At 68.0% G+C, this 9,207-nt stretch carries 12 protein-coding genes; 7 read left to right on the top strand and 5 right to left on the bottom strand.

Going from position 1 to position 9,207, the window contains the following annotated elements; translation table 11 throughout:
• The 4 genes from ychF to VNR91_RS00750 form a co-directional block, all read left to right on the top strand.
• Positions 1–1,021, top strand: a 1,021-nt coding sequence (ychF, locus tag VNR91_RS00735) for a redox-regulated ATPase YchF (RefSeq protein ID WP_325488882.1), incomplete at its 5' end; no start/stop codon positions are given.
• A 120-nt stretch (positions 1,022–1,141) separates the two neighbouring features.
• Complete coding sequence (locus VNR91_RS00740) at positions 1,142–1,354, top strand: hypothetical protein (protein WP_325488883.1); 213 nt, start codon at positions 1,142–1,144, stop codon at positions 1,352–1,354.
• A 50-nt stretch (positions 1,355–1,404) separates the two neighbouring features.
• Positions 1,405–2,703, top strand: a complete 1,299-nt coding sequence (locus VNR91_RS00745) for an ectonucleotide pyrophosphatase/phosphodiesterase (protein WP_414712355.1) — start codon at positions 1,405–1,407, stop codon at positions 2,701–2,703.
• A gap of 38 nt (positions 2,704–2,741) precedes the next feature.
• Positions 2,742–3,212 (top strand): MaoC family dehydratase, encoded by a 471-nt coding sequence (locus VNR91_RS00750; RefSeq protein ID WP_325488884.1) that lies wholly within the window; start codon positions 2,742–2,744, stop codon positions 3,210–3,212.
• Positions 3,213–3,286: 74 nt separating this feature from the next.
• Here the strand turns inward: VNR91_RS00750 and VNR91_RS00755 are convergent, their stop codons facing one another.
• The 5 genes from VNR91_RS00755 to petA form a co-directional block, all read right to left on the bottom strand.
• On the bottom strand, positions 3,287–3,871 hold the full coding sequence (locus VNR91_RS00755) for a hypothetical protein (protein ID WP_325488885.1): 585 nt from the start codon (positions 3,869–3,871) through the stop codon (positions 3,287–3,289).
• 92 nt (positions 3,872–3,963) lie between these two features.
• A complete protein-coding gene (locus VNR91_RS00760; protein WP_325488886.1) occupies positions 3,964–4,503 on the bottom strand; it encodes an adenine phosphoribosyltransferase in 540 nt (179 codons plus the stop codon).
• A gap of 5 nt (positions 4,504–4,508) precedes the next feature.
• Complete coding sequence (locus VNR91_RS00765; protein ID WP_325488887.1) at positions 4,509–5,357, bottom strand: cytochrome c1; 849 nt, start codon at positions 5,355–5,357, stop codon at positions 4,509–4,511.
• A gap of 13 nt (positions 5,358–5,370) precedes the next feature.
• A complete protein-coding gene (locus VNR91_RS00770; RefSeq protein ID WP_325488888.1) occupies positions 5,371–6,663 on the bottom strand; it encodes a cytochrome b/b6 in 1,293 nt (430 codons plus the stop codon).
• 11 nt (positions 6,664–6,674) lie between these two features.
• Positions 6,675–7,259: a ubiquinol-cytochrome c reductase iron-sulfur subunit gene (petA, locus tag VNR91_RS00775; protein WP_325488889.1), complete on the bottom strand. Its 585-nt coding sequence runs from the start codon at positions 7,257–7,259 to the stop codon at positions 6,675–6,677.
• A 170-nt stretch (positions 7,260–7,429) separates the two neighbouring features.
• Between petA and VNR91_RS00780 the strand changes: the two genes are divergently transcribed.
• The 3 genes from VNR91_RS00780 to VNR91_RS00790 form a co-directional block, all read left to right on the top strand.
• A complete protein-coding gene (locus VNR91_RS00780; protein WP_325488890.1) occupies positions 7,430–7,879 on the top strand; it encodes a tRNA (cytidine(34)-2'-O)-methyltransferase in 450 nt (149 codons plus the stop codon).
• Positions 7,880–7,920: 41 nt separating this feature from the next.
• The gene (hemF, locus tag VNR91_RS00785) at positions 7,921–8,760 is read left to right on the top strand and encodes an oxygen-dependent coproporphyrinogen oxidase (RefSeq protein ID WP_325488891.1); all 840 of its coding nucleotides are present in this window, start codon (positions 7,921–7,923) and stop codon (positions 8,758–8,760) included.
• A 1-nt stretch (position 8,761) separates the two neighbouring features.
• The coding region (locus tag VNR91_RS00790) for a GNAT family N-acetyltransferase (protein WP_325488892.1) at positions 8,762–9,207 on the top strand (446 nt) is incomplete at its 3' end.

The following is a 9,207-nucleotide window of genomic DNA, read 5'->3' on the forward strand; positions in this document are numbered from 1 at the left end:
GGCGGCGCAGGCGGCGAATTATCCGTTCTGCACGATCGAGCCGAACGTCGGCAACGTCGCGGTCCCCGACGCGCGGCTGGACAAGCTGGCCGAGATCGCCGGGTCGCAGAAGATCATCGAGACCCAGCTCGGCTTCGTCGACATCGCCGGGCTGGTGCGCGGCGCGTCGAAGGGCGAGGGACTGGGCAACCAGTTCCTCGGCAACATCCGCGAGGTCGACGCGATCGTCCACGTCCTGCGTTGTTTCGAGAACGACGACATCCAGCACGTCGACAACAAGGTCGATCCGATCGCCGACGCCGAGACGGTCGAGACCGAACTGATGCTGTCCGACCTCGAATCGCTCGAGAAGCGCGTGCCCAACTTCGTGAAGAAGGGGCAGCAGGGCGACAAGGAGGCCAAGATCGCCGCGAGCGTGCTCGGCCAGGCGCTCGACCTGTTGCGCGACGGCAAGCCGGCGCGGCTGACCCAGCCCAAGGACGTCGAGGAGGAGCGCGTGTTCAAGCAGGCGCAGCTGATCACCGCCAAGCCGGTACTCTATGTCTGCAACGTCAACGAGGAGGACGCCGCCCACGGCAACGCGCTGTCGGCCAAGGTGTTCGACAAGGCGAAGGCCGAGGGCGCCGAGGCGGTGGTCGTCTCCGCCGCGATCGAGGCCGAGATCGCGACGATGGCCCCCGACGAGCGCGGCGAGTTCCTGGGCGAGCTGGGGCTGGAGGAGACCGGCCTCGCCCGCGTGATCGTCGCGGGGTACAAGCTGCTCCACCTGCTGACCTTCTTCACCGTCGGCCCCAAGGAAGCCCGCGCGTGGACCGTCCACCAGGGCGCGACCGCGCCGGAAGCGGCCGGTGAGATCCACACCGATTTCGAAAAGGGCTTCATCCGCGCCGAGACGATCGCGTTCGAGGACTATGTCGCGCTGGGCGGCGAAGCGCGCGCGCGCGAAGCCGGCAAGCTGCGCGCTGAGGGCAAGGCCTATGTCGTCCGCGACGGCGACGTGATGCACTTCCTCCACAGCTGAGGAGACGCGGCGCCGGCGTTCCGACGCGCTCGTGCCCGGCATCGCGCGCGTGTCGCCGGGGCGGTCGACCGCCCATCGCCGCCTATAGGCAAAGCTGCCGGGCCGGTGTAGCATTTGCACATGACGGTTCGCCCGCTCCTGCTGCTGTCCGCGTTGCCCGTGCTGATCGCCGCCACGCCCGCGATGGCGGCGACGACGACGCGGGTCGCGCAGCAGCCGGGCGCCGCCGCCAGATGTCCGCCCCCGCCGCCAATGCTGGCCGAAAGGCGCTGTCCGCGCCTGCCGGCGATGCTGGTCGTCGATCCGCTGGCGAAGGCCGACCGCGCCGGCTGATCGCCCGGCCGGCGCGATCGCGTGTCACACCAACGCCGCGAAGGACTGCCATGAAACCGGTCATGCGCTGGATTCCCCGTATCGCCGCCGCCGCGCTCGCCGCCGCGCTGCAAGCCTGTGTCACCGCCCCCGCCAGCGCGCCGGTCGCGCCCAGCGCGGTGGCGGCCAGTGCCGAGGTGCGCGAACCGGTCACCATCCTGGTGTCGATCGACGGGTTCCGCGCCGACTATCTCGATCGGGGGGTGACGCCGAACCTGTCACGACTCGCCGCCGGCGGCGTGCGCGCCGCGATGCGCCCGTCCTTTCCGTCGAAGACCTTTCCCAATCACTGGGCGCTGGTGACCGGCGACGTGCCCGATCGCAACGGCATCGTCGCCAATTCCATGAAGGACCCGTCGCGCCCCGACGAAACCTTCACCATGGCGACCGACGATCCGTTCTGGTGGAATGCGGTGCCGCCGATCTGGGTCGATGCCGACAAGGCGGGGATTCGCACCGCGACGATGTTCTGGCCGGGATCGAACGTCGCCTGGGGCGGGACGATGGAACAGGGTGGGCATCGCGTCGTCACCGGGGGTGTCCGCCCCGACGACTGGCAGCAGTTCGCGCAGGCGGTGACCGGCCCCCAGCGAGTCAACGCGGTGATCGACTGGCTGCGCCGTCCGGCGGCGATCCGGCCGAGGCTGGTGACGCTCTATTTCGACACCGTCGACAGCGCCGGCCACGAATTCGGCCCCGACGCGGCGGAGACCACCGCTGCCGTCGCCGATGTCGATGCGTCGATCGGGATGCTGGTCGACGGACTGGCCGCGCTGCATCAGCCGGCGAATCTGGTGATCGTCGCCGATCACGGCATGGCCGCCACCGCCGCCGCGCGGACGATCCGCATCGACCAGATCGCCGACCCCGCCGACTATGTGCTGTTCGAAGCCGGTCCCTATGCCACGCTGCGCGCCGTGCCGGGGCGCGAGGCGGTGCTGGAGAAGGTGCTGCTGGCGCCGCACGACCACATGACCTGCTGGCGCAAGGCGGAGATTCCCGCCCGGTTCCGCTACGGCGCCAACCCGCGCATCCCGCCGTACCTGTGCCTGGCCGATGTCGAATGGTCGATCAGCGACCGCGCGCCCCGGCCGGATCAGCGCGGCGGCAACCACGGCTATGACAATCAGGCGCCGCAGATGGCGGCGCTGTTCGTCGCCAACGGCCCCGCCTTCGCCGCCGGACGGACGCTGCCGGGGTTCGACAACGTCGACGTCTATGCCTTGCTGCGCGACCTGATCGGGCTGCCCCCGGCCACCGGCGTCGACGGCAACGATGCGGTGTTCAAGCCGGTACTGACCGCGCGCTGAGGCTTGCCCCCGGTCAGTTTCAGTGCGAAACCGACCTTATGCGCTATTGGGAAGATATCGAGGTCGGCGATCGCGCGTCGTTCGGCCATTACGAAGTCACGCACGACGAGGTGGTCGACTTCGCACGCCGCTATGATCCGCAACCCTTTCACCTGTCGGATGAGGGGGCCGCAGACACGCATTTCGGGCGACTTGCCGCGAGCGGGTGGCATACCTGCGCGATGACGATGGCGATGAACGTCGCGCACATGCAGGCCGATGCCGGCGAATCGGCGGCGCTGGGCGCGGCCGGCATCGACGAGCTGCGCTGGCTGAAGCCGGTCTATCCCGGCGACGTGCTGCGTTGCGAGAGCGAGATCGTCGACACCCGCGCTTCGAACAGCCGCCCCGACATGGGCAGCGCGCGCTCGAAGATGACCGTGCTGAACCAGGACGACGTGCCGGTGATGACCTTCATCGCGATCGGACTGTGGCGCCGCCGCCCGGCGGACGGAGCCGGCCAGGGCTGATTCGCGACCGAGCCGATCAATCCGCCGTCGCGCGAATCGATTCGCACGGAGCGCCGATTCGCCCGCGAATCGCTTCAGCGGCGACGACCGCCGCCACGCCCACCAGCGCCCTCCCGCCGGCTACCGGTGCCGATGCTCGGACGATTCGGCCCCGGCCCGCGCGGCTGGGCCTGCTGGCCCTGCCCGCTGCGATAGGCTTCGCGCCGCTGCTGCCATTGTTCGCGCTGCGCCGGGGAGAGGGTACGATTGCCCTGCGGCTGCTGCCAGGTCCGGCGCTGTCCGGGCGCGATCGCGTTGCCGCGTCCGCCGTTGCCGCGCCAGCCATCCCAGTTCGGCCGCCCGTTGCCGCGATCGCCGCGCCACGCCTGTCGCCGCCCTTCCCAATAGTTGCGCTGGCCGTCGTTCCAGCGGTGCGGCCGGCGATCCCGATCATAGACGTAATAGCCGGTGCCGGGATAATAATAGTCGCCGTACCAGCCCCAATAGGGCGAGCCGTAGCCGCCATAGCCGGCACCATAATAGCCGCCGTAATAATCGTCGTAATAACCGCCATAGGGCGCCGCGCCATAGCCGACCGAGACGCCGGAATAACCGTAACCATCGGTGCAGCCGGCAAGGCCGACGCCAGCGGCGGCGATCAGCCCGAGGGTCTGGATCATGCGGATCATCGTTCGAAACTCCCAAGCACGCGACGTCAAATCTACCGCGTGAAAAACAGGGGAGTCGAGCGAGTTGTTCCGCCCGGCGCGACTCAATGGCCGGCGAAGGTCACCAGCGTGACGACGTCGATGCCGTCGGATCGCAACGCATCGGCGCCGCCCAGTTCGGGGAGGTCGATGACGAAGGTCGCCTGATCGACGGTGGCGCCGGCCTTGCGGATCAGGCGCACCGCGGCGCGCGCGGTGCCGCCGGTGGCGATCAGATCATCGACCAGCAACACCCGCGCGCCCGGCGCAAAGGCGTCGGCATGGATGGTGATGCGGTCGGAGCCATATTCGAGGGCATAATCCTCGCCGATCGTCGCGCCCGGCAGCTTGCCGTCCTTGCGGATCAGCAGCGTCCCGGCGCCCAGCCGGATCGCCAGCGGCGCGGCGAACAGGAATCCGCGCGCCTCGATCCCGGCGACCAGGTCGATCGGGCCGCGCACCGCGCCGGCCAGCCGCTCAACCGCCTGGGCCAGGCCGTGCGCGTCGAGCAGCAATGTGGTGATATCGCGAAACTGGATCCCCGCCTTCGGAAAGTCGGGGATCGTGCGGATCAGCGCCTTCAGGTCGTCGTTGGCTTCCGCCACCGCTCTCAATGCTTCACGTCGCGCCAGACGCTCTGATAGGCGCCATAGGCGAGGAAGCAGAAGATCGCGAGGAAGATCACCACCGCCCAGCCGGTGCTGTGCCGCGCTTCGAGCTTGGGCTCGGCGGTCCACACCAGGAAGGCGGCGACGTCCTTGGCCATCTGGTCCTTGGTCGCGGCGGTGCCGTCCTGATAGGTGACCTGCCCGTCGCTGACCAGCGGCGGCGCCATCGCCAGGTTGAGGTTGGCGAAATACGGGTTGTAGTGGAGGCCCGCCGGGGTCTTCGCCTCGGGGAATTTCTCCAGCAGTTCCTTCGGCTGATCCTGGAACCCGGTCAGCAGCGAATAGATATAGGCTGCGCCGTCATGCCGCGCCTTGGTCATCAGCGACAGGTCGGGCGGGATCGCATTGTTGTTCGCGGCGCGGGCGGCGACGTCGTTGTTGAACACCAGCGGGAACTTGTCGGCCGGGGTATTAGGCCGCGTCGCGGCCTCGCCCGTCTCCGGGTTCACCGACGGCTGCTGGATCGCCCATTGCGACGCGATCGCCTTCACCTCGGGCTCGTTATAGCCGAGCGCCTGCAGGTCGCGGAACGCGACCAGACGCAGCGAATGGCACGCCGCGCAGACTTCCTTGTAGACCTGGAAGCCGCGCTGAAGCTGCTGATGATTCTTCGAATAGCCGCCGAACGGGCCGTTGGAGGCCAGCGCGAGCTTCTTGGGATGCAGGTGGAACTCATGTTCCGCCGTGGGCTTCGCGGGATCGGTGACGACGCCGTAGATGCTGCTGCCGAAGCCGAGCAACGCCATGAAGGCAAAGGCCAGACCGATCAATCCGCCGATGATGCGAACCATTGCGAGACGTCCCTTATTCGGCGGCCGCGACGGCGACGTCGCCGCTCGCGTCATGATTGTGCTTCGCCAGCACCGCCTCGGTGATCGAGTTCGGCAGCGGGCGCGGACGCTCCATCGCCGAGACGATCGGAATGATCACCAGGAAGTGGAGGAAATAGTAAGCCGAGGCGATCTGCCCCAGGATCACGTTCTGCGCGATCGGCTCCGCCCCGCCGACATAGCCGAGCACGAACACGTCGACGATCAGCACGAAGAAGAAGATGCGGAACGCCGGACGATATTTGGCCGACCGCACCGGCGACGTGTCCAGCCACGGCAGGAAGAACATCAGCAGGATCGAGCCGAACATCGCCAGCACGCCCCACAGCTTCGCCGGGAGAATGAAGTCGATCGTGAACGACTTCAGGATCGCGTAGAACGGCAGGAAATACCATTCGGGCACGATGTGCGCGGGCGTCGAGAGCGGATTGGCCGGTATATAGTTGTCCGGGTGGCCGAGATAGTTCGGCGCGAAGAACAGCAGCCCGGCGAAGATCAGCAGGAACACCGCCAGCCCAAAGCCGTCCTTGGCCGTGTAATAGGGGTGGAACGGCACCGTGTCCTGCTCGCCCTTCACCTCGACGCCGGTCGGGTTGGACGAGCCGGGGATGTGCAGCGCCCAGATGTGCAGCACGATCACCGCCGCGATCACGAACGGCAGCAGATAGTGGAGCGAGAAGAAGCGGTTGAGCGCGGCGTTGTCCGGGGCGAAGCCGCCGAGCAGCCAGATGCGGATCCAGTCGCCGACCACCGGGATCGCCGAGAAGAAGCCGGTGATGACCTGCGCGCCCCAGAAGCTCATCTGCCCCCACGGGAGCACATAGCCCATGAACGCGGTCGCCATCATCAGCAGGAAGATCACCACGCCCAGCAGCCACACCATCTCGCGCGGGGCCTTGTACGACCCGTAATAGAGCCCGCGGGCGATGTGGGTGTAAACCACGATGAAGAACATCGACGCGCCGTTGGCGTGGGCATAGCGCAGCAGCCAGCCCGAATTGACGTCGCGCATGATGTGTTCGACCGAATCGAACGCGACCGCGCCGTTGGCGGCGAAATGCATCGCCAGCACGATTCCGGTGACGATCTGGATCGCGAGCGCCGCGCCGGCGAGCACGCCGAAGTTCCAGAAATAGTTGAGGTTGCGCGGCACCGGATAGCCGGCGCCGACCGCGTTGTAGACGAAACGCGGCAGCGGCAGCCGATCGTCGACCCACTTGGTCAGCGGGTGCTTCGGCTCATAATGCTTGGCCCAGGGAAAGCTCATGTCGGTGCCCCTCAGCCGACCGTGACGACGGTATCGGACGTGAATGTATAGTCGGGAACGTGCAGATTGGTCGGCGCCGGTCCCTGGCGAATGCGCGCGGCCGTATCATAGGCCGACCCGTGGCACGGGCAGAAATAGCCGCCGAACGGCCCCTTGTTCTCGCCCTCGCCCGCGCCCAGCGGCACGCAGCCGAGGTGGGTGCACACGCCCAGCGTGATCAGCCAGTTGGTGTGGCCCGGCTTGGTGCGCTGCTCCAGCGTCTGCGGATCGCGCAGCGACGACAGCGGCACCGCGTCGGCCTCGGCGATTTCCGCCGGCGTCAGGTTGCGCACGAACAGCGGCTGCTTGCGGAACTGGGTCTTGATCGCCTGTCCCGGCTGGATCGCGGAGATGTCGATCTCCGTCGTCGACTGCGCGAGCACGTCGGCCGACGGGTTCATCTGGTTGATCAGCGGCAACGCGACCACGCCGACGCCGACGCCGGCCCACGCCACCGCCGCGATCTGGAGATAGTCGCGGCGCCGCGGATCGGCGACCTGCTCGAGATAGGGCGCTGCGGACTCGCCAGGAGGAACAGCATCTTCAAGCGTTGCCATGCACTTGCCCTTGCACTTCGAATTCTTGGCGCGGAGAACTGCGCCGGGAACGGGAACGGACGCGGATATGCCACGCCAAGCCGCCCGAGACCCCCCTGGCGGCTGGCGGCCTGATAAACGCGGGGTACGCGCTTTGCCAACAGCTATTTGCGCGCGCTATGCCCCCGACCATGCGGCTGGCCCTGTTCGAACCCGATATCGCCGGCAATGTCGGCACCATATTGCGCACCGCCGCGTGCCTGGGCGCCGGGGTCGATCTGATCGAGCCGATGGGCTTTCCGTGGAGCGACCGCGCACTGGCCCGCGCGGGGATGGACTATGCGCGCCGCGCCGATATCGCCCGCCATGTCGACTGGGCGGCGTTCGAGGCGCAGGCCACCGGGCGAATCGTGCTGGCGACGACCACCGGCGCGACCCGACTCGACCAGGCGCGGTTCGATGCCGGCGACGTGCTGCTGTTCGGCAGCGAAGGGGGCGGGGTGCCCGACGCGGTGCACGACCGCGCCGACCTGCGCGTCGCGATTCCGATGGTGGCGGGGATGCGATCGCTCAACGTCGCGGTATCGGCGGGCATCGTGCTGGCGGAGGCGCTGCGCCAGACGCGCGGGTGGGCGTTTTGACCTATCGCCCGCCGCGACCGGACCTGTTACGGGCGCCCGCCATGCCGACGCTCGACACCGAACAAGCCGCCGCCCGCCAGTGGTTCGAATCGCTTCGCGACGCGATCTGCGCCGAATTCGAGGCGATCGAGCGCGAGGCCGGATCGGACGCCGCGTTCGATTATACCCCCTGGGACCGGCCCGACCCGAGCGGCGACGGCGGCGGCGGGGTGCGCGGGGTGATGAAGGGCCGCGTGTTCGAAAAGGTCGGGGTCAACGTCTCCACCGTCGGCGGCACGTTCGAGGGCGATTTCGCCAAGACCATCCACGGCGCGGCCGACGATCCGCAGTTTTTCGCCACCGGCATCAGCCTGGTCGCGCACATGGCCAATCCGCACGTGCCGGCGGTCCACATGAACACGCGGTTCCTGGTGACGACCAAGCGCTGGTTCGGCGGCGGCGCCGATCTCAACCCGCCGATCCCCTATGACCAGGATACCGCGGATTTCCACGCGCGGCTGAAGGCGGCGTGCGACGCGCACGATCCCGATCACTATCCGCGCTTCAAGCAATGGGCCGACGAGTATTTCTACATCCCCCACCGCCAGGTCCATCGCGGCGTCGGCGGGATCTTCTACGATCATCTGGAAGGCGATTTCGCCGCCGATTTCGCCTTTACCCAGGATGTCGGCCGCGCCTTCCTCGATATTTTCCCGGCGATCGTGCGGCGGCGGATGGCGACGCCGTTCACCGACGCCGACAAGGCGGCGCAGCTGGTGTGGCGCGGGCGCTATGCCGAATTCAACCTGGTCTATGACCGCGGCACGCTGTTCGGGTTGAAGACCGGCGGCAACATCGACGCGATCCTGATGAGCCTGCCGCCGCTGGCCGCCTGGGAATGACGTGGCGGTGATTCCCGTCGCCGATGCAGAGGTGGCGACGATCGTCACCACGCTGGAGATGCGGACGCGCCCGCCGCTCAGGCCGATGCCCGATTCGCCGCTTCAACTGGTCGCGTGGCAAAATCCCGCGCCCGACAACTACCGCGCGCTGTTCCGTCGCGTCGGCGCGCCGTGGCTGTGGTTCTCCCGCCTGGTGATCGACGACGACGCGCTGACCGCGATCATCCACGATTCGGCGGTGGCGGTGTTCGCCGCGATCGACCGCGCCGGGATCGAGGTCGGGATGCTCGAACTGGATTTCCGCCAGCCGGGGGCGTGCGAACTGTCCTATGTCGCGCTGGTGCCCGAACTGGCCGGGCAGGGTCATGGCCGCTGGCTGATGGCGCACGCGCTGCAACGCGCGTGGCGGCCGGGAATCGCGCGGGTGTGGCTGCACACCTGCACGCT

The sequence above is a fragment of the Sphingomonas sp. genome (assembly GCF_035555815.1).
Lineage (GTDB): Bacteria > Pseudomonadota > Alphaproteobacteria > Sphingomonadales > Sphingomonadaceae > Sphingomonas.

Coding starts and splice junctions, on each gene's coding strand:
- VNR91_RS00740 (WP_325488883.1), top strand. CDS start 1,142: ATGACGGTTCGCCCGCTCCTGCTGCTGTCCGCGTTGCCCGTGCTGATC.
- VNR91_RS00745 (WP_414712355.1), top strand. CDS start 1,405: ATGAAACCGGTCATGCGCTGGATTCCCCGTATCGCCGCCGCCGCGCTC.
- VNR91_RS00750 (WP_325488884.1), top strand. CDS start 2,742: ATGCGCTATTGGGAAGATATCGAGGTCGGCGATCGCGCGTCGTTCGGC.
- VNR91_RS00755 (WP_325488885.1), bottom strand. CDS start 3,871: ATGATCCAGACCCTCGGGCTGATCGCCGCCGCTGGCGTCGGCCTTGCC.
- VNR91_RS00765 (WP_325488887.1), bottom strand. CDS start 5,357: ATGGTTCGCATCATCGGCGGATTGATCGGTCTGGCCTTTGCCTTCATG.
- VNR91_RS00770 (WP_325488888.1), bottom strand. CDS start 6,663: ATGAGCTTTCCCTGGGCCAAGCATTATGAGCCGAAGCACCCGCTGACC.
- petA (WP_325488889.1), bottom strand. CDS start 7,259: ATGGCAACGCTTGAAGATGCTGTTCCTCCTGGCGAGTCCGCAGCGCCC.
- VNR91_RS00780 (WP_325488890.1), top strand. CDS start 7,430: ATGCGGCTGGCCCTGTTCGAACCCGATATCGCCGGCAATGTCGGCACC.
- hemF (WP_325488891.1), top strand. CDS start 7,921: ATGCCGACGCTCGACACCGAACAAGCCGCCGCCCGCCAGTGGTTCGAA.